The 24,498-nt window shown below is 38.8% G+C and carries 21 protein-coding genes; 10 read left to right on the top strand and 11 right to left on the bottom strand.

Translation table 11 applies throughout. The features are described 5' to 3' along the window. Positions 1 to 167: 167 nt before the first annotated feature. From hydF to HMPREF1865_RS06420, 3 genes are all read right to left on the bottom strand, one after another. Entirely contained in the window at positions 168 to 1,433 is a 1,266-nt protein-coding gene (gene hydF / locus HMPREF1865_RS06430; protein WP_060919587.1) for a [FeFe] hydrogenase H-cluster maturation GTPase HydF, read from the bottom strand. A gap of 141 nt (positions 1,434 to 1,574) precedes the next feature. After that, on the bottom strand, positions 1,575 to 2,504 hold the full coding sequence (locus HMPREF1865_RS06425) for a ParB/RepB/Spo0J family partition protein (protein WP_024061079.1): 930 nt from the start codon (positions 2,502 to 2,504) through the stop codon (positions 1,575 to 1,577). A 179-nt stretch (positions 2,505 to 2,683) separates the two neighbouring features. After that, complete coding sequence (locus HMPREF1865_RS06420; protein WP_004698040.1) at positions 2,684 to 3,454, bottom strand: ParA family protein; 771 nt, start codon at positions 3,452 to 3,454, stop codon at positions 2,684 to 2,686. A gap of 921 nt (positions 3,455 to 4,375) precedes the next feature. Here HMPREF1865_RS06420 and HMPREF1865_RS06415 point away from each other — a divergent pair. Genes HMPREF1865_RS06415 through HMPREF1865_RS06405 form a run of 3 tightly spaced genes read left to right on the top strand, consistent with a single transcriptional unit; the run spans position 4,376 to position 8,505 of the window. Next, on the top strand, positions 4,376 to 5,143 hold the full coding sequence (locus HMPREF1865_RS06415) for a hypothetical protein (RefSeq protein ID WP_004698043.1): 768 nt from the start codon (positions 4,376 to 4,378) through the stop codon (positions 5,141 to 5,143). 47 nt (positions 5,144 to 5,190) lie between these two features. Continuing rightward, entirely contained in the window at positions 5,191 to 7,626 is a 2,436-nt protein-coding gene (locus HMPREF1865_RS06410; protein WP_060919586.1) for a homocysteine S-methyltransferase family protein, read from the top strand. Positions 7,627 to 7,647: 21 nt separating this feature from the next. Further along, entirely contained in the window at positions 7,648 to 8,505 is an 858-nt protein-coding gene (locus HMPREF1865_RS06405) for a methylenetetrahydrofolate reductase (protein WP_081094610.1), read from the top strand. 309 nt (positions 8,506 to 8,814) lie between these two features. Here HMPREF1865_RS06405 and rsmG read toward each other — a convergent pair whose 3' ends face one another. The 8 genes from rsmG to rpmH all read right to left on the bottom strand — a co-directional run bounded on the left by rsmG (position 8,815) and on the right by rpmH (position 15,923). Further along, complete coding sequence (gene rsmG, locus HMPREF1865_RS06400; RefSeq protein WP_060919584.1) at positions 8,815 to 9,567, bottom strand: 16S rRNA (guanine(527)-N(7))-methyltransferase RsmG; 753 nt, start codon at positions 9,565 to 9,567, stop codon at positions 8,815 to 8,817. A 144-nt stretch (positions 9,568 to 9,711) separates the two neighbouring features. After that, entirely contained in the window at positions 9,712 to 11,583 is a 1,872-nt protein-coding gene (mnmG, locus tag HMPREF1865_RS06395) for a tRNA uridine-5-carboxymethylaminomethyl(34) synthesis enzyme MnmG (RefSeq protein ID WP_060919583.1), read from the bottom strand. A 281-nt stretch (positions 11,584 to 11,864) separates the two neighbouring features. Continuing rightward, positions 11,865 to 13,250, bottom strand: a complete 1,386-nt coding sequence (gene mnmE, locus HMPREF1865_RS06390; RefSeq protein ID WP_060919582.1) for a tRNA uridine-5-carboxymethylaminomethyl(34) synthesis GTPase MnmE — start codon at positions 13,248 to 13,250, stop codon at positions 11,865 to 11,867. Positions 13,251 to 13,438: 188 nt separating this feature from the next. Continuing rightward, a complete protein-coding gene (gene jag, locus HMPREF1865_RS06385; protein WP_060919581.1) occupies positions 13,439 to 14,236 on the bottom strand; it encodes an RNA-binding cell elongation regulator Jag/EloR in 798 nt (265 codons plus the stop codon). Positions 14,237 to 14,245: 9 nt separating this feature from the next. Then, on the bottom strand, positions 14,246 to 14,911 hold the full coding sequence (locus tag HMPREF1865_RS06380; RefSeq protein WP_004692948.1) for a YidC/Oxa1 family membrane protein insertase: 666 nt from the start codon (positions 14,909 to 14,911) through the stop codon (positions 14,246 to 14,248). Between the two features lie 168 nt (positions 14,912 to 15,079). After that, on the bottom strand, positions 15,080 to 15,301 hold the full coding sequence (gene yidD / locus HMPREF1865_RS09420; protein ID WP_012865047.1) for a membrane protein insertion efficiency factor YidD: 222 nt from the start codon (positions 15,299 to 15,301) through the stop codon (positions 15,080 to 15,082). A gap of 48 nt (positions 15,302 to 15,349) precedes the next feature. Further along, positions 15,350 to 15,709 carry a ribonuclease P protein component gene (rnpA, locus tag HMPREF1865_RS06375; protein WP_004692947.1) on the bottom strand — a complete coding sequence of 120 codons (360 nt, stop codon included), beginning with the start codon at positions 15,707 to 15,709 and terminating at the stop codon, positions 15,350 to 15,352. Between the two features lie 79 nt (positions 15,710 to 15,788). Next, positions 15,789 to 15,923 carry a 50S ribosomal protein L34 gene (gene rpmH / locus HMPREF1865_RS06370; protein ID WP_004692946.1) on the bottom strand — a complete coding sequence of 45 codons (135 nt, stop codon included), beginning with the start codon at positions 15,921 to 15,923 and terminating at the stop codon, positions 15,789 to 15,791. A gap of 1,054 nt (positions 15,924 to 16,977) precedes the next feature. Here rpmH and dnaA point away from each other — a divergent pair. From dnaA to gyrB, 7 genes are all read left to right on the top strand, one after another. Then, the gene (gene dnaA / locus HMPREF1865_RS06365; protein WP_060919580.1) at positions 16,978 to 18,552 is read left to right on the top strand and encodes a chromosomal replication initiator protein DnaA; all 1,575 of its coding nucleotides are present in this window, start codon (positions 16,978 to 16,980) and stop codon (positions 18,550 to 18,552) included. Positions 18,553 to 18,890: 338 nt separating this feature from the next. Beyond that, positions 18,891 to 20,003, top strand: a complete 1,113-nt coding sequence (gene dnaN / locus HMPREF1865_RS06360; RefSeq protein ID WP_060919579.1) for a DNA polymerase III subunit beta — start codon at positions 18,891 to 18,893, stop codon at positions 20,001 to 20,003. 24 nt (positions 20,004 to 20,027) lie between these two features. Then, the gene (locus HMPREF1865_RS06355; RefSeq protein WP_004692943.1) at positions 20,028 to 20,261 is read left to right on the top strand and encodes an RNA-binding S4 domain-containing protein; all 234 of its coding nucleotides are present in this window, start codon (positions 20,028 to 20,030) and stop codon (positions 20,259 to 20,261) included. Positions 20,262 to 20,264: 3 nt separating this feature from the next. Continuing rightward, positions 20,265 to 21,365 carry a DNA replication/repair protein RecF gene (gene recF, locus HMPREF1865_RS06350; RefSeq protein ID WP_060919578.1) on the top strand — a complete coding sequence of 367 codons (1,101 nt, stop codon included), beginning with the start codon at positions 20,265 to 20,267 and terminating at the stop codon, positions 21,363 to 21,365. Then, positions 21,352 to 22,254, top strand: a complete 903-nt coding sequence (locus HMPREF1865_RS06345) for a DciA family protein (protein ID WP_060919577.1) — start codon at positions 21,352 to 21,354, stop codon at positions 22,252 to 22,254. The genes recF and HMPREF1865_RS06345 overlap by 14 nt, the downstream gene beginning before the upstream one ends. Before the next feature lie 13 nt (positions 22,255 to 22,267). Next, entirely contained in the window at positions 22,268 to 22,516 is a 249-nt protein-coding gene (locus HMPREF1865_RS06340; RefSeq protein ID WP_004692940.1) for a DUF370 domain-containing protein, read from the top strand. A 77-nt stretch (positions 22,517 to 22,593) separates the two neighbouring features. After that, positions 22,594 to 24,495: a DNA topoisomerase (ATP-hydrolyzing) subunit B gene (gene gyrB, locus HMPREF1865_RS06335; RefSeq protein WP_004698069.1), complete on the top strand. Its 1,902-nt coding sequence runs from the start codon at positions 22,594 to 22,596 to the stop codon at positions 24,493 to 24,495. Positions 24,496 to 24,498: the final 3 nt, after the last annotated feature.

Below are 24,498 nucleotides of genomic sequence, written 5' to 3'. Positions count from 1 at the left end.
TAATTATACCACTCTTATTGTGAAAGTTAAATGACTGCATGCAATTTAATTTAATATATCTAATATAGATAAGCGATACCTATATAACAATTTATATAGCAAGTATGTATGTATATCTAAATTTATGTGTTACATACCTATTACAATGCTATTTATTGGGCTACTTATTAGCCCTCTAGTTCGTCAACAAATGGGCTGATTGCTCGTTCTAGTATACCATGTAGAGCTGCTATGAGTACACCGTAATTTACAATGGGTGTACCTTGTACAACGGCGCATTCTATACGGCGTAACACCTCACGGCGTGTTAGCATACAAGCACCACAGTGGATGATCAAATCATACTGTGATACAACCTTAGGAAATGCTCCCCCACTAGTGAATTCTAACTGTAAATCTGTATAACCTTGCTTCTTTAAAAGATTAGGTATTTTTACAGTTCCAATATCATCGCATTGACGACGATGTGTACAACCTTCACTGATCAGCACCTTGGAGCCAGCTTTCAAATTCTTAATAGCCTTAACACCAGCTACTAAGTCCTGTAATTTTCCCTTGAACCGTGCCATCAAAATGGAAAAGGACGTCAACGGAATCGAATCAGGCGTCAACTCGTCAACCCGATCAAACGCTTGGGAGTCACAAATTACCATTTTAGGTGGATGCTTAAGCGAGTGAATCATAGCCGGTAATTCTTCTGTTTGGCAGACTAAAGCTAAGCCTTTGTAATCGAGAATCTCTCGGATAGTTTGCACCTGTGGCAAGATGAGTCTTCCTTTTGGTGCGGCACTATCGATAGGACATACAAGGATGATTGTATCCCCCTCTTCAACTAAACCTCGTAAAAGAGTTTGCTCCCCTTCTACATCAAGTGGTGTTAACCCACCGAGTAAATCAAGCAACTCTAATCGTTTCGCATCAGATGTGAAGTCAGCAGAGCCAATGACAGTAACCAAATCAGATAAACCCGTATGATCTGCTATATAACGCTCTCCCAGTATATCTCTGCCTATACTAGCTTTAGACTCCGTTAAATTGTTTGGCGCCGCATTAATCTCATTAATGAAAAGTGCAACAGGTACATTATTTTGTTTCAAAAGACCTAACCAGTGCATATCGTCAGAGGTTGGCTCTTCATCGGTGCGAAGCACATAAACAGCCAAGTTAATCTTTTTCACGACCTCTTCTGTTTTCTCCATGCGCAATGCACCTAATTCAGTTGTATCATCTATACCAGCAGTATCAGTAATCACCACAGGGCCAAGTGGTAAGATTTCCATAGCTTTGCTTACAGGATCTGTTGTAGTCCCTGCCACATCGGATACTAACGATACAGGCTGATCAGTTAACATATTGATCAATGTAGACTTACCGGCATTACAACGGCCAAAAAAGGCAATATGTATGCGGTTTGCCTTAGGTGTTTGTTCCATAACCTATCCTTGTTACTTAACCTTCATATATATTACAAAATATATTATAAAACGTCTTACATCTTATCTTATTATTTAATAAATCTCTTACATATAGTAAAAGCGCAGCCCGTAGACTACACTTTTACTGCAGATTGTTATTTATACTCTAAACTCTATTGTTTCCGCATCTTCTGTTTGATCTTGCCCATCCATATATGCAATAAGTCTTTCTAATTCAGCTTCAGAGGAGAAAGCAATTTCAATTTTTCCTTGTACCTTTTTGCCTGCACGGAATTTAATATTCACAGGAGACCCTAAGCTTAGTTTTAAACGATCCATTAGAGCACGAACCTCTGCCGTATTTTGAGGTTTACTAGCCTTTGCTTTAGACGATTTATTTTGCATAGACTTAACAAGAACCTCTGCTTGTCTAGCGCTTAGCTCGCCCTCTTTAATACGTTCAGCTGCTTCCATTTGTTGAGCTGCACTTCTTAACGCTAATAACGGACGAGCTTGACCAACCGTTAAATCACCTTCGATAAGATCCTTTTGTACAGAATCACATAATTTTAAAAGGCGAACCATATTAGCAATATACGAACGGCTACGGCCAAGACGAGCGGAAATCATTTCTTGCGTTTGCTTATAGGTATCCATCAATCCTTGATAAGCCAATGCTTCTTCAATGGGATCTAATCCTTCACGTTGTAGGTTCTCTACAAGAGCAACCTCTGTCATTTCTTCGGTATTATATTTTTTAACAATAACTGGTACTGTTTTCAATCCAGCAATCATAGCAGCACGATAACGGCGCTCACCAGCTACAATTTGATATTTATTCTTTTGTTTACGAACTACAATCGGTTGGAAAATACCAAGATTCTTGATTGATTCAGCCAATGTAGCTAGACTATCTTCATCAAAACTTTTACGCGGTTGATCTACATTTGGAACTAACTCAGAAATTGGCAGTTCATGTATCTCCTTTTCAGGCAATACAGACTCTACAGAGTCAACCTTCATTAAATTCTCAAGGCCCTTCCCCAATCCAGACGCTTTGCTTTTTTTGCTTTTAATTTCTCTTGGCATACAACTAACCTCTCTCGGCCTTACAAATATTTACAAATTTAAAATATGTAAATCATGCAAACCACCAAAAACTAATATTCTTAGCATTAGATACATACATATAACAAATACTTATTACCTTTAGGTACTTACTTCGCTTTTGTGTTTATTGAGCTTTAGTACTTATTTATCTTTAGTGCTTATTTAGTTTTAGATGCTTTAATTACCTCTTTAGCTAATTTCGTATATACATCAGCACCTTTGGATTTTGGATCATATACAATGATTGGCTCCCCATAACTAGGCGCCTCACTTAAACGTACATTACGAGGAATAATTGTTTTATATACTTTATTGCCAAAGAATTTTTTTACTTCATCGGCTACTTGAATAGATAAATTTGTGCGGCCATCAAACATAGTCAATAGCACGCCTTCAATTTCAAGATCCTTATTGGATGTTTGTTGTACAATTGTTATCGTTTTAACTAATTGACTAACCCCTTCCAATGCGTAAAATTCACTTTGAATCGGAATCAATACACTATCAGCAGCAGTAAAGGCATTTAATGTTAATAACCCGAGAGATGGTGGACAGTCAATGACGATAAAATCATATGTATCTCGTACTGACGCTAATGCTTTTTTCAACATTGTTTCACGTGAAACAACGGAAACTAGTTCTACTTCAGCACCAGCTAGTTGAATTGTTGCAGGCGCCACAAATAGGTTTTCAAGCATTGTAGGTTGTACAATATCAGCAATTGGTTCTCCATCAATTAGAACATCATGCACACAGAGCTCTAAATCATCCTTTTCAATACCTAACCCAGAACTAGCATTACCTTGTGGATCCAAATCAACCAGTAACACTTTTTTACCTGCATCAGCTAAACAAGCACTCAAATTTACTGATGTTGTAGTTTTACCAACACCGCCTTTTTGATTAGTAATAGCTATAACTTTGCCCACTTAATTCACCTCACATCTTCGTTCAAAATATTTCTTTTCCATTATAACATAAAACAATGCTAATTACGGTATTTATAAATCAAATTCTCATTAATTTTTTATCTACTATATTATTTTATTTATCTACTACATTTTTCCCACTTACATTTATATTACGCACATAAACTTATAGGTAAATAACTTCATTAATATAATTACAACACTTATTTTTTATTGTTTCACGTGAAACATAGCAATTTATTCCTTTACTATATAGTACAACACAAAATAAGAAAAATTACATCAAATGTTTTATAAGTTTTACGATTAAATGTTTCACGTGAAACATTTAAGGATTAAAATCTAACGCAAAAATTAAGTTATAAAATTAATAAAAAATTTTACAGTAAAAAATTATCATATTAATATAAATCTATACCAATAGACAAATATACACAAAATTATTTTATATCATCTTTTTATTTATAGAACAACACCATTAGCGAAAGGTATAAAGTAATCAACTTTTGATCGGTAACATTATATATAACAATAATATACGAAATGTAATGAACTAATATTAATATACTTATATACTCATAACAAATTATTAGATTATATTTAATAAATTGTTTCACGTGAAACATTATGGTTAACATTAAACATATAAAACCTTCACCATCAATAACTTTCATGAACAAAAATCATTTTGATATAACTTTAAACTATACCTATATACTACTAAATTATATGAGAATACAGGCCCCATATACTTTGACAGGTATTATTCATATCTATATACTATTAGTTAGATAGTAATTAGATTGATAATCTTAAGAGTCTAGAAAAATCACTTTATAAGATTTATATATACAATTAATAACAGTAAGCACACGCTCTACGGACACGCAGAGCTTTTTATTTTGAAGAGGAGGCGTTTCTATGCCCATCTATAACGGAATGCTTCCTGCCATCGATAAAGCAGAAGTAAAACGATACGCAGGACTTCGTCACGCTGAAGATTTCCCACAAAACTATGTTGACGAAGCATGTAAGGAAATCCAATTATTGGCTACACCTAGGGGTGTATATCAAGAATATGATTACGATGCAGAAACAAAAACAATTTTAAGCAATCCACCGCTTAAAATTGAAGGGTCTATCATTGAAAAACATCTAGAAAAATCTACTAAAGTATACGTATTAGGTGTAACAGTTGGAGAAGATGTAGAAATTCGTAGTGAGCAATTATTTAAACAAGGTAACTATACGGTAGGCTTATTACTTGATGCAGCAGCCACAACTGCTGTAGAACAGGTAGCTGATCAGGTAAACGAAGTAATCAATACAATTGCTAAAAAACAAGGCTATAAGCCAACTTGGCGTTTTAGCCCTGGTTATGGCAACTGGCCACTAGAAATTCAACCACAATTAGCTAAAATCATCAAAACAGAGATGATTGGCTTACAAGTAACAGAGAACTATTTATTATTCCCACGTAAGTCTGTAACGGCTATCATCGGTTTAATGCCAGCAAACGAAGATATTAAAACTAAACGAGGCTGTACATCTTGTTCACAACAAAACTGTGCATCTCGAAAATTACCAGAGAAGGCAACAGTCAACACCCAAGATGGGGGAGAAGAGGAAGGTAGTAAAACTACTGCCGACATTTCTGGTATTGCCATGAAGGGGCAACCAATACAATAGTGTTTCACGTGAAACATTGTAATTTAGGATGTTAAAGGAAGATGTTTATGTATATATTTGACGGTGCTATGGGCACAATGCTTCAAGCTGCAGGCTTAGAAGAAGGCTATTGTCCAGAGCTATTTAATATAGAACGGCCAGAAGTAGTAAAGGATATTCACGCTCAATACTTACAACATGGCAGTGATGTAATCACTACAAATACATTCGGTGCTTGTGGTCTTAAATTAGAAGATTATGACTTGCAGGATCGTGTAAGAGAAATCAATATTGCAGCTGTTAAGGTAGCAAAAGAAGCCATTGCAGAGAACAAACCAACTGCTCGTGTAGCAGGTTCTATGGGCCCTACAGGTCGCTTTTTGCAACCATTAGGTAATATGAGCTTCGATTCTATTTACGACACATATCTTGAGCAGGCTAAAGCATTAATCGAAGGCGGCGTAGATTTCATTATCATTGAAACAATCATCGACGTACAAGAAATGCGTGCCGCTTTATTAGCTTCTCTTGATGCTCGAGAAGCAGCAGGGAAGACAAAAGAAGATGTACAAATCATTTGTCAATTCTCTTTTAGTGAAGACGGTCGTACCATTACAGGCACGCCACCCGCAGTAGCAACTACTATCGTAGAAGCTATGGGTGCAGATATCATCGGTATCAACTGTTCCCTTGGACCTGAGCAAATCACACCTCTTATCGAGGAGATTGCAAGTGTTACAAACTTGCCAATAAGCTGCCAACCAAATGCTGGTATGCCTCAACTCATTAATAAACAAACTGTATTCCCACTTTCAGCTGAAGAGATGGGGCCGTTGATGATTCCAATCGTAGATGCAGGTGCCAGCTTTGTAGGTGGTTGCTGTGGTACAACACCAGCACATATTCAATCCATCTCTGACGCTGTAAAAGCACATACACCTAAGGAACGCGTTCATGTAGAACCTAAAACAATCATTACGAGCCGTACTAAATTGTTAGAGTTAGGCCATCATACAAAACCACTTATCATCGGCGAACGTATTAACCCAACAGGCCGTAAAGTCCTCGCTCAAGAATTGCGCGATGGTTCTTTCATCCGTGTAAAACGCGATGCTTTAGACCAAGTTGAAGCAGGTGCAGACATCCTCGACGTAAACATGGGTGTAGCAGGCATGGATCAAACCCCATTAATGGAGCGTGCTATCTTCGAGTTATCCATGCTCGTAGAAACACCTTTATCCATCGATACATTAGACCCAGCAGCTATGGAAATAGCGCTTAAAAACTATCCAGGTCGCGCCCTCATTAACTCTGTAAATGGGGAGGAGGAGTCTATTACTCACGTAATGCCATTGGCTAAACGGTATGGTGCAGCATTGCTTTGCTTGCCACTCTGTAGTGGTGACTTACCTGAAAAAGCGGAAGACCGCGTTGCTTTAGCTGAAAGCATCGTAAATCGCGCTTACGGTTATGGTCTTCACCCACATGACTTATTACTCGATCCATTGGTATTAACACTTGCCAGCGGTGAAGATAGTGCACGCCAAACATTGCGTACGCTACAGTTATATAAAGAAAAATTTGGCTTCCCCACAGTAATGGGGTTGTCCAATATCTCCTTCGGTATGCCTCAGCGTCCATATTTGAACGGCCAATTCTTAACAATGGCCCTCGCATGTGGCTTAACAACACCGATTATGAATCCACTCAATTATCCAGCCAAAAAAGCATTTGTATCTAGTACTACCTTACTAGGCTGGGACCCAGGTTCTGCTGAATTTATTAAAGAATACGGCTATGAAGACGAAACTACCGCTCCTGGTAACACTGCTCCTAAAGGGCCAGATAAAAAATCCTTCGATAGTAATGATCCTTTAGCCAATATTCGCGCATGTGTAGAACAAGGCGAAAAAGAAGCTATCATTGATCTTGTAAAAAAAGCCTTAGCAGATGGTATCGATCCATTAGATCTTACGAAAAAAGGCTTATCGGAAGCGATGAACGTAGTGGGGGATAAGTTTGGTTCTGGTAAATTATTCTTACCACAAGTAATGCTTGCTGCTGAAACAATGCAGGCTGCTTTCAACACCATTAAAGAAATTATTCCTGCTAGTGAAAGCTTAGATAAAGGCACCGTTGTCGTGGCTACAGTTAAAGGCGACATCCACGATTTAGGTAAAAATATCGTAGCAGCATTGCTCGAAAACAATGGTTACAAAATCGTCGACCTGGGTAAGGACGTTGACCCAGAAGTTATCGTACAAGCCATTAAAGATAACAAAGCTGCCCTCGTTGGCATCTGTTCCTTGATGACGACTACCATGCCACAAATCGACAATACTATCGCTGCTATCCGTGCAGCAGGCCTTAAAACTAAGGTCATGGTTGGTGGCGCTGTAGTATCTCAAGACTACGCAGACCAAGCAGGTGCAGATATCTACGCTAAAGACGGCATCGCTGCTGTTAACCACGCCAATGACTTCTTTGAAACACTAGAAAAATAATGTATAGTAACGAGGTACATGATGACATTACGAGAAAAACATCAACAAAGACAGTTCACCATTACTGTTGAATTGGATCCTCCTAAAAGCAGTTCTGCAGAAAAGACCTTCGAACAAGCAGCCCGTTTGAAAGGGAAGGTCGATGCTATCAACATCGCTGATAGCCCTATGTCCAAAATGCGCATGAGCCCAATTTCTCTTTCTTATTTGTTACAACATAACAAAGAAATTGAAACTATTTTCCACCTTACATGCCGCGACCGTAATATTATCGGATTGCAATCTGAATTACTCGGTGCAGCAGCATTGGGCGTGCATAATATTTTAACACTCACTGGTGATAAACCAGATAATGGGGACCATCCATTTGCACAATCCGTATTTGAAGTCGACTGTATGGGACTACTTAACATCGCTAAGACATTAAATGCAGGCAAAGACCTGGCAGGTAATGACCTAGATGCACCTACGAACTTCTACATCGGTGCCACTGGTAATCCTGGTGCTCCAGATTTAGAGATTGAACGCCAAAAATTAGCTGCTAAAATTCAAAATGGCGCTCACTTTGTACAAACACAACCAATTTACGATTTAGAACAGGCAAAACGCTACATTGACAAGATGTCTGAATTCGATGTACCTATCATGCTCGGTTTGATTCCACTTAAAAGCTTTAAAATGGCTACATACCTCCATGAAAAAGTGCCTGGAATCAATCTTACTCAAGAAATATTGGACCGCATGGAAAAAGGTGGTAAAGAAGCGGGTACAGAAATTGCGATTGAAACACTTGAACAAATCAAGAAAATGGCAGCAGGCGTACATATTATGCCTTTAAATGATATCGATACAACATTATATATTATTGATCACCTATAAAGTCATTCTGAGATTAACATATAACACCTTTCCCACGACCTCCATAGTGTACTAAGTCGTTCTTAGGGAAAGGTGTTATATGTATCTTTATCTCCGCCTCATATAGTGAACAAAATATATAATTTTGTCGTAAACGATATCATTTAATAGATATAGAGTGGGGGAGGGCATACGAACTAATTCGTTACTAAGAAAAGGAAAAGAGGATGCAGATCTAAGATTTGCATCCTCTTTTCCTTTATGTAGCAATATAGCATAGGGTTTATTTATATTAATATATATTAGTTTCTACGCCTAAATCATTAACTGCTATACTAACGGTTTATCTTTGATTTCTTTTGGTTTTCGTGGGTATTGTTTCGGTGTTTTTCCCGTTTTCTTCATATATAAGATTGCACGTTTATCGTCTAAGGTTGGCAAAGTAACGGTCCTTACTTCTTCGATAGTAGCTTTCAGTGTGCTAAGGGCTTTATTAGATTCTTTAACTTCTTCTTCGTAGATAGCTCCTTTTAAAGCAACAACGTAGCCACCTTCTTTTACGTATGGTACAGTCCATTCTAAAAGAATCGGCAAGCGTGCCACGGCACGGCTCGTAGCAATATCAAAGCTTTCACGGTAATCTTGATGACTCAAATCCTCCGCACGTCCGTGTAAGGTAGTACAGTTCGTCAGTTTTAGTTTATCTATAATCGATTCCAAAAAGGTAAGCCGCTTTTTCAAAGAATCAAACAGGGTAACCTTGAGGCTACGGTCATAGATAGCCAATGGAATACCAGGAAAACCTGCACCGGTACCAACATCGATAATCGTCATGCCAGATTTGATAATTTCAGAATCATAACAGGAGAGGGAGTCAATCATGTGCTTAATCACGACCTCTTTCATATCCGTAATACCCGTTAAATTAAAATATTTATTTGTTTCAATCATATGCGCATAATACAAGTAAAAGTCTTTTGCTTGCTCTTCCGTACAAGGCAAGCCAAAATGGCTCATTTGCTCCATCATATATGAAACAAATTCAGACTGAGGCGCTATAGGCACATCGTATTTTTCTTTCATAAGTACTCCTAATGAATTGTCTAATATATATATATGACAATAAGATTTGTAGGAAATATCTTTTAAAATCTGTAGGAAATATCTTTTAAAAAAGTTCATATAACATGAATGTTATTATATGAATTTATATTATTACATGCTAATTTATTTGTTTCTGTTGTATTGTTCGAGTTGGATCAACAGAACAGATACGTCCGCAGGTGATACGCCAGAGATACGGCTTGCTTGGCCGATGGAGTGAGGGCGAATTTTGTTGAGCTTTTGCTGAGCTTCAAGGGAAATGCCCTTGATTTGTGTATAGTCCCATTCTTTTGGAAGAATTTTTTCTTCTAGTTTACGAACCTTATCGACTTGCTCCATTTGCTTCTTGATGTAACCTTCGTAGGTAATGGAAATGTCGACAGCTTCCTCTACATCAGGTGTATAGCGTTTCAAACCAAATGCATCGGCTACGATGGCGTAAGAGAGTTCGTTACGTTTTACTAAATCATAAGCGTGAATACCTGTTCTAATAGGTGCTGTACCTAAACTTTCAAGCAAAGCTTGTGTTTCCTTGGATGGATTGACAGGTGTATTTCGTAACATTTCCATTGCTTCTTCGATAGCAGCTTTTTTAGCTGTAAATTTAGCCCAACGATCATCTTTTACAAGACCGATTTCACGGCCTTTTTCCGTAAGACGCATGTCTGCATTATCTTGACGAAGCAATAAGCGGTATTCACTGCGGCTTGTCATCATGCGGTACGGCTCATTTGTACCTTTTGTTACAAGATCATCGATGAGAACACCGATGTACGCTTCAGAACGAGCAAGGATAAACGGTTCTTTACCTTCAAGCCACAATGCTGCATTGATACCAGCCATAAGACCTTGAGCAGCCGCTTCTTCATAGCCAGATGTACCATTAGCTTGACCAGCAGAGTAGAGGCCTTCAATATGTTTCACTTGAAGGGCTGGTGTTAATTGTGTTGGATTCAAGCAATCGTATTCGATAGCATAGGCAGGGCGCATAATTTCTACATTTTCAAGGCCTGGAATAGTACGCAAGAATGCATATTGTACGTCCATAGGAAGGGATGTACTCATGCCTTGAACGTACATTTCATTTGTACCCGTACCTTCTGGTTCTACGAATAATTGATGGCGTTCTTTATCGGCAAAGCGCACTACTTTATCTTCGATGGAAGGGCAGTAACGAGGGCCTACGCCTTCGATTTTGCCACTATACATAGGAGCGCGGTGAATATTGCTATGAATGATTTCGTGCGTTTCTTTGTTAGTATAGGTCAACCAACATACATCTTCATTACGGTTAATCCATTCATCCATAAAGGAAAATGCGTGATGATGTGCATCGCCTTCTTGAACTACCATATTTTCGAGGTTTAAAGTACGTTTATCTACACGTGCTGGTGTACCCGTCTTAAAGCGCATCAATTCAACACCATTATCGAGTAAAGATTGAGAGAAATGTTCCGCTACGCGTTGGCCATTTGGACCGCCCACATAATCGATATCGCCGATGAGGATTTTACCTTTCAAATAGGTACCTGTACAAAGAATTACCGCCTTAGCGCCATAAAATTCACCAAGCTCCGTAACGATACCTGTTACCTTGCCATCCTCAACCTTAAGCTCAGTCACCATGATTTGCTTAACATTGAGATTATCTGTATTCTCCAATGTTTGTTTCATCAAATGTTGGTATTTAATCTTGTCGGATTGACAACGCAAAGAATGAACGGCAGGTCCTTTGCCCATATTGAGCATACGCATTTGGATAGCCGTAGCATCCGCATTGATACCCATTTGACCGCCTAATGCGTCAACTTCGTAAACAAGATGGCTTTTACCAGGACCACCCACGGCAGGGTTGCACGGCATAAGCGCAATATTATCTAAACTGATGGTCGCCAGCAACGTGCGATGACCCATGCGGGCAGTAGCGAGAGCCGCCTCACAACCAGCATGACCGCCGCCGATGACGATGACATCATAATTATCTACTGTGTACATATCAATTAAATTCCTTATATTTGTTACTTATCTTATTGTGAAAGTTTATTTTACTCAAAACTACGAAGCCGAATATCCCAGAGCACAGTTCCTCACTGTGAATTTTCTTTAGGCTACGTTGTAGCCTAGAAAATTTTACGTTCGGAACAAAGTGAAGCTTGAATCTAACCCAGAGTACAGGTCGCTCGCTGAGCATTTTTCTTCGAAAAATTGCACGCTCCGACCAAAGCGATGCAGTGTCCCTGTCGTCGCAAGCTCCTCCATTGACTACTGCCCTGCTTTTACTTACCTAAACAAAATCTACTGAAGAGTTCGTCAATCATGGATTCTCGGATGGTATCGCCTGTGATGTCGCCTAGTAGTTCCCAGGCACTGCGCAAATCGGTAGCTACAAAGTCTACAGGCATGCCCATGTCGATGGAGGAGAGGGCTTGTTCGACTTGTGCCTTTGCTTGTTCCATAAGGCTAATGTGGCGCACGTTACTAATCATGGCGCTGTTGTCTTGTTTTACGCGACCGCCATAGACGAGTTCTTGTACCCATTTAGAGAGAACTGCAGAGCCTTCGCCTTCTTTAGCACTAATGCGTTCGATGGCCGTAAAGGTGCCGTGTTCTTTAATATTTTCATCTGTAACGAGTTGTGCCACGTCGGACTTATTAAGGAGTACGATGGTATTTAAACCGCTCACAGAGGTCAAAATTTCGATTTCTTCAGGGTTTAACGGAGTAGATCCGTCAATAACGCAGAGCACGATGTCGGCTTTGTTGATATAATCGCGAGCACGCTCCACACCAAGGGCTTCAACCGTATCTTGTGTGTCCCGAATACCTGCTGTATCGATGAGGCGCAAGGAAATACCTTCTACGGTCATATATTCTTCAATACTATCCCGTGTCGTCCCTGGAATATCCGTTACAATAGCACGGTTTTCGCGCAAGAGAGCATTCATCAAGCTCGATTTACCTGCATTTGGACGGCCTACAATAACCGTCGTAATACCGTCCCGAATGAGGCGACCTGTATTGGCTGTGGACAAGAGATCATCCATGGCTTTCAAAATAGGCTCTAACTGTTCACGAACCTCTTGGCTCGTTACATCCTCGATATCCTCCTCAGGATAGTCGATGGTTACCTCTAAATGAGCAATCATGGCGATGAGCTGTTCTCTCACATCTTTCACAAAAGACGAAACAGTCCCGTCTAGCTGAGATACAGCGAGGGAGAGGGAGTCCTCCGTTTTTGCTTCAATAATATCAATGATCGCCTCCGCTTGGGTAAGGTCGATACGTCCGTTCATAAAGGCACGCTTCGTAAATTCACCGGCCTCAGCCATGCGCACATCGTGGTTGACGAGCAATTTTAGAATTTGTCGAACTGGCACAATGCCACCGTGACACTGAATTTCCACTACATCCTCTGCCGTGTAGGAATGAGGACCTTTCATCAATAACACAAGAACCTCATCGATGGTCTTGTTAGTTGTAGGGTCCACAATGGTCCCATATTGTATCGTTCTATTTTGGCGGTCCATCAAAGGAACAGTGCCAGTGCTCTTGAACAGGCTATTTACAATAGGAAAACTATCCTTGCCGCTGACCCGAATAATACCAACCCCACCAATGCCGGGCGGTGTCGCAATGGCCGCTATTGTATCATCTATATACATACATATCTCCGTATTTCGATTATCTAGTATTTGTTTTTGTATATGTTCTTCGCCTGTGAAAGTTAAACTAAACTAATCTTTGCATGCGAAGATTAACTTAGGTTAGCTTTCACCATAACCTAAAGAATAAAGGGAACAGCCCTCAAGTAACGGAAAATCCTAGTTACTTGAAAGCTGCACCATTATATTTATTTTTTGTACGTAATCACAACGTGACGGAATGGTTCATCCCCTTCACTGTTAGTAACAACGTTTTTGTTGCCTTGAAGGGCAGTATGAATGATTTTACGTTCAAAAGCATTCATCGGTTCTAAGGAAACCTTTTGACGATTACGTTTCACCTTAGAAGCCAAACGTTTCGCGAGATTTACCAATGTTTCTTCTCGGCGAGAACGATAGTTTTCCACATCTACCACGATATGGCAGTGGCCAGATACATCCTTGTGAGCCACGAGATTTGTTAAGTATTGAATAGCATCCAATGTTTGACCATGTTTGCCAATCAAAATACCTAAATCTTCGCCGTGTACTTGGAATGTAATCTTGTCTTTGGTCATCATCTTTTCGATAACCACAGTGAGGCCCATTTGTGTAAACATATCATCGAGGAATTGTTTACCTTTTTCAGCAATTTCTTGTTGATCTTCTTTTGAAAGTTCTTTTTTAGAAGGTTTTTCCGTTACAGTACTTTCAGAAGTTTCAACTGCTGTATCTTGTACTTCTGTTTCGCTTGTTGCCACTGGTTCGGAAGCAATAGCTACAGATTGTTCTTCTGCGTTAGCTACTTCTTTTGCAGTAGCAGATTGAGCCAAAGCAGTGAAGAATAAGCGAACAACTGCTGGTTTACGACCAATGCCTAAAAATCCACTAGAAGGTTGTTCTAAAACTTTAGTTTCTACCAATTCTTGACCTTCAGCGGCTAATTGAGCTACACCTTTAGCAATGGCATCTTCAATGGTTTTAGCAGATACATCGATAAATTCCATAATTGCCTCCTACTTAGCGTTCAAATTTTTGTAAATGAAATGCTGTTGAATCAATTGGAATACGTTAGAAACTACCCAGTAGATAACGAGACCAGATGGGAAGCTCAAAGAAATGTAACCAATGAATAAAGGCATAAAGATTGTCATAATCTTTTGTTGTTGCGCAGCTGCACCAGTTGCACCATTACTAGTTTGACGAGACATAACCCATGTGGATAATGCACTCAAAATAGGTAAGATGTACATTGGATCTGGATCGCCAAGGCTAGGCAACCACAAGAATTGTACAAAGTTTGGATCGTATGGGTAATCTTTCAAAGCCCAGTAAATAGCGATCAAGAATGGCATTTGTACCAACAATGGCAAGCAACCAGCCAATGGGTTAACGCCCATTTCTTTGTACAATGCACCCATTTCCGCTTGCAGTTTTGCAGGATCGTTTTTGTATTTATCTTGCAATTGTTTCATGCGAGGCTGCAATTCTTGCATAGCCTTCATGGATTTGATTTGCTTAACAGTAAGTGGTGCCAAAATCGCTTTAATAACGATTGTTAAAAGGATAATAGCCACACCGTAGCTTGGATAACCTATCATTTGAGTCAATTGGAATGCATAAGTTACCAATGTGCTCATTAAATCAACGATAGGTTGGAAAATACCACTTAAAAAGTCCATTGTTTCTCCTTTTTCATACAGTCCGAAATCGTCCTTTGCACATCTATATATCGTTATGGTATGGTCTAAATTTCATCCATACAGATGCTCAGGTATTTCCAAAACTGTGCTTGATGGTGATGGTGAAAGTAACTTTCACAGAACACATCCAGCCTAATCCCACGTGGGTTAGGGAACTGGATCGTAGCCACCCTTGTGGAAAGGATGACAGCGAAGAATGCGTTTTAAACCCATCCAGCTACCTTTCAAAGGACCATATTTTTCGATGGCCTGCAGAGTATATGTGGAACATGTCGGATAATAACGGCAACATCCAGGTTTTAAGGGAGATATGGCGAGCTGATAAAACCTAATTAAAAGTCGTAAAAGCATGGTTATACAGCGTTTCATGGAAACCTCCATATACACAAAAAGGACCAAAGCCTCTAACTTGTGGTCCTATTTATCATTTTGTATCAATAATTTGCTTTTTCGCAAGAGATACAAAATCTCCTTTTCCGCTTTTTCGTAGGTAGCGTTTTTCAGAGGGCCACGTCCAACAATTACGATATGATACCCTTCGCGAATGGCGTGCTGATTGAGGCGATATACCTCTTTCATCAGGCGTCTAGCTCGGTTGCGCTCCACTGCACAACCAACCTTTTTACCTGTTACAAAACCAATGCGCGTAGGTTGCTTTGCCACGGGCATACGATACAGTACACACATACGGCCTACTTCGTATTTTCCGTGCTTATACACAAGGCGATATTCATTATTGTGCGTCAGTCGTCTTGCTTTATCAAGGCAATAATCCATATGCATTGTCCTTAAGTCCTAAGAATAGAAAAACTTGGCAGCAGCGCCAAGTTTTTTCTCCTGCCTAACAGCTATTATATTATGCAGATAAGCGTTTTCTGCCTTTTGCACGTCTTCTTTTCAAAACGAGACGGCCACCAATAGTTTTCATGCGTTCACGGAAACCATGGGTACGTTTTCTCCAAAGAGTATTTGGTTGGTAAGTACGTTTCATTAGTAAAACACCTCCTCGTCATTCTGTATTGTTTTACTTATACCATAACAGGGTAATTATAGAGGTAAAACGTAAATTTGTCAATATAATAAAGGGGTTCTGCTGTGAGTTCTTGTATTTCTGAAAATAATTCTACTACACATTTTATCCTATAATTGATGTTACGTTTCCAGGGGGAGGAATATAGGGTTCCTTCATCGCTCCATACTCATCGTAAAGTCGCTCAAAAGGATCCTATATTCCCTCCCTAAGACAACCCTAATGTCATCCTCAACACCACTACACGATGTAAACGTAACATCAATTTATCAACATACAAGAACTCACAATTCAAATCTTTTTATACTTTGGCAAATTTATGTTTTTATCTCCAGTTGAAGGGGGGATGAATAGATGTAGTTTTCTCCCTCCATACTGATCGTTTCGGTCAAAAATCCACATCTATTCCTGCTCCTAAGACTCCCTTTTAGAAAAATCACTAGTTTGTCATTTTTATCTATCATTTATTTTTGATTATCTGAAGGTTAATGCTGTTATGTTCATCAATTACTTTTCCATCTATGTGTATAATAATCATAAAAATTATCTTATTGGAGGAGGGGAATGAAAACTACTTTTTGATCGACTTGCGTTAGAATGGAGCGATAAAAGTAGTTTTCATTCCTCCCCCAAAAGTAATTGATGAACAAATGATAATATAATTATTGAATTATTAACATATTTCCTTCAGATAACCAAAAGTTATCCACAGAATAAATGACAAACTAGTGATTTTTTGGTACAATCATACTTGAAATTAGGAAAAATTATATATTTTTATAGGTTTTTGATGGATAACTTTCGAGGTTATCCACATTTTTTCTCTTTTATTTTATAAAAACTAAAAAGTCAGTAATTATCTATATAAAATAGACTTTTATTTTTACTTATTCACAGGTTATACACAAGTTATTCATAGGAATAATAGTTTTTTCCACAGCTTTTACAATGGTTATGCACATTATTCCTAAAGTTATACACATTTATTGCAATAGTTATTCACAAGAGGCACGTCATGCAATCATTTGATTTAAATAATATATGGGAGCATATATTGCAAGAGGCGAAAAAGAATATGCAGCATTTACCTGATGCATTGTATTTACGCGTCACGTCATCGTTGATTCCCATGTCTCTCGAAAGTCATTCGATCCATATTGGGGTCATGCAAACATTTGTAAAAAACTTAATCGACCAGCAGCCGCAGATTAGCAAGGCTTTACAAGATGCAATTACCACAGTTATCGGCTCTCCTCGAGATATGGTTTTATTCGATTTTAATCAAGAGAGTATAGATACAAATTTTGTTGATGAAAGTCTCATCGATACGCCAGTTGTAGCACCGCCGATGCCTTTACCACCTATAGTAGAGGAAAAGGCTCATCAAGAGGAGTTTTACACTCCAGTCTATCAAGATCCTGTCTATATCGACCGTACACCAGCGCCTGTGGAGATTCCAGACGAACCAATGGTAGCGACAACGAAGAAACCATCAGAAACAACGCCAACATTACAGTCTGACAATGTACCTGTAGATTTATCGTTATCTAATCTCAATCCTGCATACCGTTTTGATAATTATGTAACGGGCAATGCGAACCGAATACCATTTGGAGCCGCTCAAAATGTAGCTGAATTTCCTGGTGGAGACTATAATCCGCTCTTTATATATGGTCCATCGGGCCTCGGCAAAACACACTTGATGCACGCCATCGGTAATGCTATCAAGGAAAATCATCCACATATGAAGGTCATGTCTATTACGAGCGAAAACTTTATGAATATTTTCGTTGAAACATTACAGCGCAACCAAGGTAAATTGTTCCGCAACACATTCCGCAATATCGATGTGCTCATGATTGACGATATTCAGTTCCTTGAAAGCCGTGAAAGTACGAAAACTGAACTGTTTAATACGTTTAATGAATTATTAAATAACAACAAGCAAATCGTACTTACCTCTGATACGATGCCAAACGATATGGAGCAATTCGAAGATCGTCTTCGCTCTCGTTTCCAAGCTGGCTACATTGCCACAATGGAAAATCCAGATTTAGAAACGCGCATTGCCATCTTCAGGTCACTGCTCGAACGAGAATATAAAAAGAATCGCATTATTCGCATCGATAATGATTCAATTAACTACGTAGCATTGCAATTTAGCGAAAACGTCCGCGTATTGCAAGGTGCTTTCACCAAGCTCATCGGTACAGCATCCATCGATCAACGTCTCGAATCTATCGACCTAGAATACACAAAACACGCCTTGGCGGGCCTCGTTCATACCGAAGAGGTGAATATGGTTAATATTGAAAGCATCCAGAATTTTGTAAGTTCTTATTTCAATATTAAAAAGCAAGACCTACTCGGCAAGAAACGAAAAGCCCAATTCGCATTTCCACGGCAAATCGCCATGTATCTATGCCGCGATATGATCAATGAAAGCTATCCTCAAATCGCAGCAGCTTTTTCTCGTGACCATACGACAATTCTCCATGCGTACGATAAAATAACGAAAGAAATTGAAAAAAATGAAGAAACTAAACGAATGGTTGCAGAAATCAAACAGAAATTAACAACCTGTGGATAACTCTGTGGATAACTCTGTGGATATACGGTGAATAACTTTGTGGATATCCTAAAACTCATACTTTGATGTTAATATGTTGATAAGTAGGTACAAACTATCAACATAGTTATACACAACTCATAATTCACACAATTAGTGGCGCCAAATCACTTTTACACATATAAACAGGCCCCTACTATTACTACTACTAAAACTAACAAACAATCAAAAAACTAGTAGAAATAGATCTACCATAAAATATCTATAGAGCATCTACGATAGTAAATATAGAATATGACAAATAAAACAAGTAATTATTAATACTTTTACAATATATGAAAAATATAAAGGAGTAACATATGCATATTACATTCCCAAAAGCAAATCTCCAAAAAGCAATTAACGTATTGCAAAAGGTATCTCAAAATAAAACAAATTCCAACTTACCAGGCGCTATTTACATGACTACAAAAAATGGTCAAGTAGAATTGCAAGGTAACGACTTTGAACTCGGCATTCGCTTAACCATCGATGGAGACATCAAAGAACCTGGTATGTTAGTAGTAGGTTCCCGCTATTTCCAAGAATTAATTCGCAAATTACCTGGCGATACTATCGAACTTTACAAACCAGAAGACGGAAATTCTTTAACCATCACATCTGGATCTTCCGAATTTAATCTTGTTACATTACACCCAGATGATTTCTCCTTGGTGGAACAAATTCACGACCAAGATCATGTAAACATCGATAGCTTTGCCATGAAAGAACTCATCGATTTAACAAATTATGCAGCTGCTACTGATGAAGATCGACCTGTATTTACCGGTGCTCTTCTTGAAATCAAAGAAAACGAAGTGACTATGGTTGCTACCGATACACACCGTATGGCTGTTAAAAAAATTACCATCGATGAACCAGCAACGATTCCAATGCGCGCTATCATCCCTACAAAAACGTTGGCTGAAGTATCTCGTTTATTACCAACAGATAATCCAGCTATGATCAATATCATTTGGAATCGTACACAAATCGTATTTAATTTTGAATCTATATATATTATTTCTCGCTTAATCGAAGGCACATATCCTGAATATGAAAAGGTAATTCCTTCTCAATTCGATTCTAGCGCTGTAATCGATCGCCGTGAATTTGCTGGTGCTGTTGATCGTGTATCTTTGTTGGCTAAAGACATCAGTTATAACGTAATTCGTTATGATTGGTCTGAAAGTAATGTCACATTGTCTACTCAAAATACTGAAATCGGTATGGCAAAAGAAGACGTAGCTGTTGAATTTAAAGGCACACCTTTCACAATCTCCTTCAACGGTCGCTACATCTCTGACATCTTGCGTCACAGCACAGGCGATAATATCCACTTGTTCTTAAAACAAAATGGTCCTGTTGTTATTCGACAAGACAATAATCCGAACTATACATACGTAGTAACACCAGTTCGCACGAATGCATAACCTTTATTACTTTAGGAGAACGTTATGAAAGAGCAACAGCAGGTACCCATTCATACGGAGTACATTCAAATTGATCAGTTGTTGAAGTTAGAAGGCATCATTGAAACAGGTGGTCAAATAAAATCTTTCATCGATGAAGGCATTCTTACCTTGAATGGTCAGGTTGTAACGGAAAAGCGCAAGAAATGCCGCGTTGGTGATGTGATTTCTTGTGAAGGTCTCGATGTAGACCTCGTGATTACACAAGAGGAGGCATAATCGGTGAGAATTGACTCACTGCAATTATTCCAGTTTCGAAATTATAAGGATGTACAGATACAGTTTAATCCTGAGATTATCGTTTTACATGGCACTAATGGGGCTGGTAAGACGAATATCCTCGAATCGATTTATGTTGGTACGATTGGTAAAAGCCATCGCACTAACGATACATCGGATATGCTCATGTTCAATGCTGAAGAAGCAGGCATTGTGGTAAAATTTGAGAAAAAAGATACGCCACAAAAGGTAAATATTAAATTATTCCGCCAAGGACCTAAGGATATTCGTTTAAACGACACAAAAATATCTCAAAAAGAGCTGATTGGTACATTAAATACAGTTATCTTCTGTCCTGAAGATTTACAGCTCATCAAGGGAACTCCTTCTGGACGTAGGCGATTCCTTGATATGGAAATATCTCAGACCAGCGCTACCTATTATCATCAATTAATGCAGTATAATCGGTTGTTACAGCAACGTAATGCAGTCCTAAAAGAATATAGAGGAAAGAATACTATTCCTCTTGAAGAATGGGATTTGCAATTAGCAGATATGGCGAGTTTTATTGTAAAGAAACGATTAGAAAGCTTAAAAAAAATCAATTTGCTCATCGATTTGATGAATCGTAAATTGACAGGTGGCCTTGAGAATTTAACCATTGGTTATGAACAGCCGTATATGGACAATGGTTCATTGGAATATACAAAGGAAGGCTTTTACGAACGTATAAAAGCAGCGTTGCCGCAGGATCGTTATCGTTTAAGCACTAGCGTTGGCCCTCATCGCGATGATTTACGATTCTTTTCCGATGCTATGGATTTAAAGAAATTTGGATCGCAAGGTCAGCAACGAACCGCTGTATTGTCCTTAAAGTTGAGTGAGCTTGAATTTATCAAGTCAGAGGTAGGAGAATATCCAGTTCTTCTCTTGGATGATGTATTGAGCGAACTTGATGAGTCGAGACGAACGAATTTATTGCAGTTTATTCATAAACGAATTCAAACATTTATTACCACTACAGATATTCACGATTTTAAAGATTTGAAATCCGTTCAATTTATTTCTTGTGAAGGGGGACAGGTTCAGTATGGACAGCCTTGATCTTTGTTTACCAAAGGCCTTAGCAGAAATGAATTTACTGGAACAATATAAATTAAATACCCTTGTTTACAAGTGGCGTGATGTAGTAGGTGATGTTATCGCAGATCATACAAAAATTGTGTCCATCAAGCCTCCAAATATGGTTATCAGTGCAGATAATTCCATGTGGATGCAGGAATTACAGATGCAAAAACGTCGTATCATCGAGGCTATCAACAAGTATTACCGCCAAGAGGTAATCACCGATATTCGCTTCATCATGAAACGTCAGAGCTATGTGAAAGTAGAAACTAATACGTTTCTTACGATTCCTGATGAACAAATTATTACAAAACGTATTAACTTTGCAGATATCGTGCTTTCAAAAGAAGACGTAGACGCCATCGATACATCGTTGAAACAAACGGATAACGAAGCATTAAAAGCTGCTTTCCGGAAAGTACAAATTACGGCTCGAAAGCGAGAAATTTATTTAGAGCAGCATGGATACCATCGTTGTGAGCGATGTGGCATGCATATGAAATCTAAAAAGGAAATCTGTCCAACCTGTGAATATGAATTGCATCGGGCTCATATTAAGGAAATTAAAGCTGTTATTCGAAAGTATCCGTATTTTAAATACAGCGACTGCCAGCAATTTATACAGTGTAGTTTTTCAGACTTTGCAGAAGCAATGCGAGAATCCATATACTTTTACCTTGATAAGATTTATAAAGGATCTATCAATCGCCGTCATATGTTTATGGTGGCCATGCTCATTACTCACAAAAAACCTGATGAATTGACGGATCAACACGTCATCAATTTGTGTAATAAATATCGATCAAAGTTCCTTGCTGAAGAGGAACAGCGCAAAATCGATGCCCTTAATGGGACATTAGAAAAGTAGAGGGGGCATTCTTATGTATGTTCATATTGGAGATACCATTTCCGTGCCCATAGAATCCATTATTACGATGGTGCATGCTAAGGGTGGAAAGTCCCATAAAAGTCCTATTCATCACTATGAAACACTAGAATATATCGCCATGGTGCCAGAGGAGCAAATCAAGACCTATGTGGTCACAGATGATTGTGTGTATGGATCTGGTATCAGTATTAAGACTTTAATGAGACGGATTGATGAGTTTTATAGTATAATAAAGAGATAAAGTTTAATCCTGTAAATGTTTTGTTACTTTATTTCAATCAAGTGCAGTATGATAGATTGTTAGGAGGAGTTTGTTTCATGCCTGAACAAAATTATGGCGCTCAGAATATTCAGGTTCTTGAGGGTCTAGACGCGGTGCGTAAACGCCCAGGGATGTATATTGGTAGTACGTCTGCTCGTGGTTTGCATCACCTCGTATACGAAGTTGTAGATAACTCTGTGGACGAAGCGCTTGCTGGTTATGCTACACATATCGAAGTATCCATCAATCCAGATAACAGTGTTACCGTTGTCGATGATGGTCGTGGTATTCCAACAGGGATGCATGAATCTGGTATGTCTGCGGTAGAGCTAGTATTAACGAAATTGCATGCCGGTGGTAAATTCGGTGGTGGCGGATACAAGGTATCTGGTGGTCTTCACGGCGTAGGTATTTCCGTAGTTAATGCATTGAGTGAATGGACTAAGGTTCAAGTATCTCAAAATGGTATTGTTCAAGAAATTTCCTTTGCTCGTGGTCATAAAACTTCCGAGTTGCACGAAATTGGCAAGGCCGAAGGCACTGGTACTACAGTTATTTTCAAGCCAGATGCAGAAATCTTTGAAACTACCGTATTTAGCTTTGATACATTGAAAATGCGTTTACAAGAATTGGCATTCCTTAACAAAGGCCTTCGCATTACATTGAGCGATTTGCGTTTAGAGGAACCTCGTGTTGAAAGCTTCCACTATGAAGGTGGTTTGGTTTCTTTCATTACCTTCTTGAACGAAAATAAAGAAGCAATTAACCCAACTGTTATTAACATTGAAAATACAAAAGACGATGTTGTGGTAGATGTAGCATTGCAATATAACGATAGCTATAGTGAAAACTTGTTGTCCTTCGTAAATAACATCAATACGATTGACGGTGGTACACATCTATCTGGTTTCCGTGCTGCCTTGACTCGTACCCTCAATGATTATGGCCGTAAATCTGGTTTGATCAAGGAAAGTGAGTCTAATCTTTCCGGTGAAGACGTACGTGAAGGTTTGACAGCTGTCGTATCTGTAAAAGTATTGGAACCTCAATTTGAAGGCCAAACAAAAACTAAACTTGGCAATAGCGAAGTCAAAGGTATTACAGACGTTATCGTTACAGAAGGTCTTAAAACATTCTTCGAAGAACATCCTCAAGATGCGAAGAAGATCATCGAAAAAGCAACGATGGCAAGCCGTGCTCGTGAGGCTGCTCGTAAAGCCCGCGACTTAACACGCCGTAAAAATGCATTGGAAGTATCTAGCCTTCCTGGTAAATTGGCGGATTGCTCCGAAAAAGATACATCTATGACTGAAATTTATCTCGTCGAAGGTGATTCTGCAGGTGGTTCTGCAAAACAAGGACGCGATCGTCGTTACCAAGCGATTTTGCCATTGCGTGGTAAAATCCTCAACGTAGAAAAAGCACGTCTCGATAAGATTTTGGCTAATAACGAAATTCGCTCCATGATTACCGCTTTTGGTACAGGTATTGGCGATGAATTTGATATTACAAAATCCCGTTATAATAAGATTATTATCATGACAGATGCGGACGTTGACGGCGCTCACATCCGTACATTGTTATTAACATTCTTCTACCGCTATATGAAACCATTGGTAGAGGAAGGCCATATCTATATTGCTCAACCACCTTTGTATCAAATCAAGAAGGGTAAATCTCACTGGTATGTATACTCTGATGCTGAGTTGACTGCTAAACTTGATGAAGTAGGCCGTGATGGTACTACAATCCAACGTTACAAAGGTTTAGGTGAAATGAACCCTGAACAATTATGGGAAACTACAATGAATCCTGATAATCGTACGATTCTACAAGTTAGTTTAGAAGATTCTATCGAAGCTGACAAAATTTTTACGGTTCTCATGGGTGATAAGGTAGAGCCTCGTCGTAAATTTATTGAAGATAACGCAAAATACGTGCGTAATCTAGATTTGTAAGAG

This window comes from Veillonella parvula, assembly GCF_001553335.1.
Lineage (GTDB): Bacteria > Bacillota > Negativicutes > Veillonellales > Veillonellaceae > Veillonella > Veillonella parvula_S.
This window is presented reverse-complemented; position numbering and strand designations above follow the sequence as displayed.

Bases quoted from the DNA above. Each gene is read 5' to 3' on its own strand.
- hydF (WP_060919587.1), bottom strand. From the start codon at position 1,433: ATGGAACAAACACCTAAGGCAAACCGCATACATATTGCCTTTTTTGGC.
- HMPREF1865_RS06425 (WP_024061079.1), bottom strand. From the start codon at position 2,504: ATGCCAAGAGAAATTAAAAGCAAAAAAAGCAAAGCGTCTGGATTGGGG.
- HMPREF1865_RS06415 (WP_004698043.1), top strand. From the start codon at position 4,376: ATGCCCATCTATAACGGAATGCTTCCTGCCATCGATAAAGCAGAAGTA.
- HMPREF1865_RS06410 (WP_060919586.1), top strand. From the start codon at position 5,191: ATGTATATATTTGACGGTGCTATGGGCACAATGCTTCAAGCTGCAGGC.
- HMPREF1865_RS06405 (WP_081094610.1), top strand. From the start codon at position 7,648: ATGACATTACGAGAAAAACATCAACAAAGACAGTTCACCATTACTGTT.
- rsmG (WP_060919584.1), bottom strand. From the start codon at position 9,567: ATGAAAGAAAAATACGATGTGCCTATAGCGCCTCAGTCTGAATTTGTT.
- mnmG (WP_060919583.1), bottom strand. From the start codon at position 11,583: ATGTACACAGTAGATAATTATGATGTCATCGTCATCGGCGGCGGTCAT.
- mnmE (WP_060919582.1), bottom strand. From the start codon at position 13,250: ATGTATATAGATGATACAATAGCGGCCATTGCGACACCGCCCGGCATT.
- jag (WP_060919581.1), bottom strand. From the start codon at position 14,236: ATGGAATTTATCGATGTATCTGCTAAAACCATTGAAGATGCCATTGCT.
- HMPREF1865_RS06380 (WP_004692948.1), bottom strand. From the start codon at position 14,911: ATGGACTTTTTAAGTGGTATTTTCCAACCTATCGTTGATTTAATGAGC.
- yidD (WP_012865047.1), bottom strand. From the start codon at position 15,301: ATGAAACGCTGTATAACCATGCTTTTACGACTTTTAATTAGGTTTTAT.
- rnpA (WP_004692947.1), bottom strand. From the start codon at position 15,709: ATGGATTATTGCCTTGATAAAGCAAGACGACTGACGCACAATAATGAA.
- rpmH (WP_004692946.1), bottom strand. From the start codon at position 15,923: ATGAAACGTACTTACCAACCAAATACTCTTTGGAGAAAACGTACCCAT.
- dnaA (WP_060919580.1), top strand. From the start codon at position 16,978: ATGCAATCATTTGATTTAAATAATATATGGGAGCATATATTGCAAGAG.
- dnaN (WP_060919579.1), top strand. From the start codon at position 18,891: ATGCATATTACATTCCCAAAAGCAAATCTCCAAAAAGCAATTAACGTA.
- HMPREF1865_RS06355 (WP_004692943.1), top strand. From the start codon at position 20,028: ATGAAAGAGCAACAGCAGGTACCCATTCATACGGAGTACATTCAAATT.
- HMPREF1865_RS06345 (WP_060919577.1), top strand. From the start codon at position 21,352: ATGGACAGCCTTGATCTTTGTTTACCAAAGGCCTTAGCAGAAATGAAT.
- HMPREF1865_RS06340 (WP_004692940.1), top strand. From the start codon at position 22,268: ATGTATGTTCATATTGGAGATACCATTTCCGTGCCCATAGAATCCATT.
- gyrB (WP_004698069.1), top strand. From the start codon at position 22,594: ATGCCTGAACAAAATTATGGCGCTCAGAATATTCAGGTTCTTGAGGGT.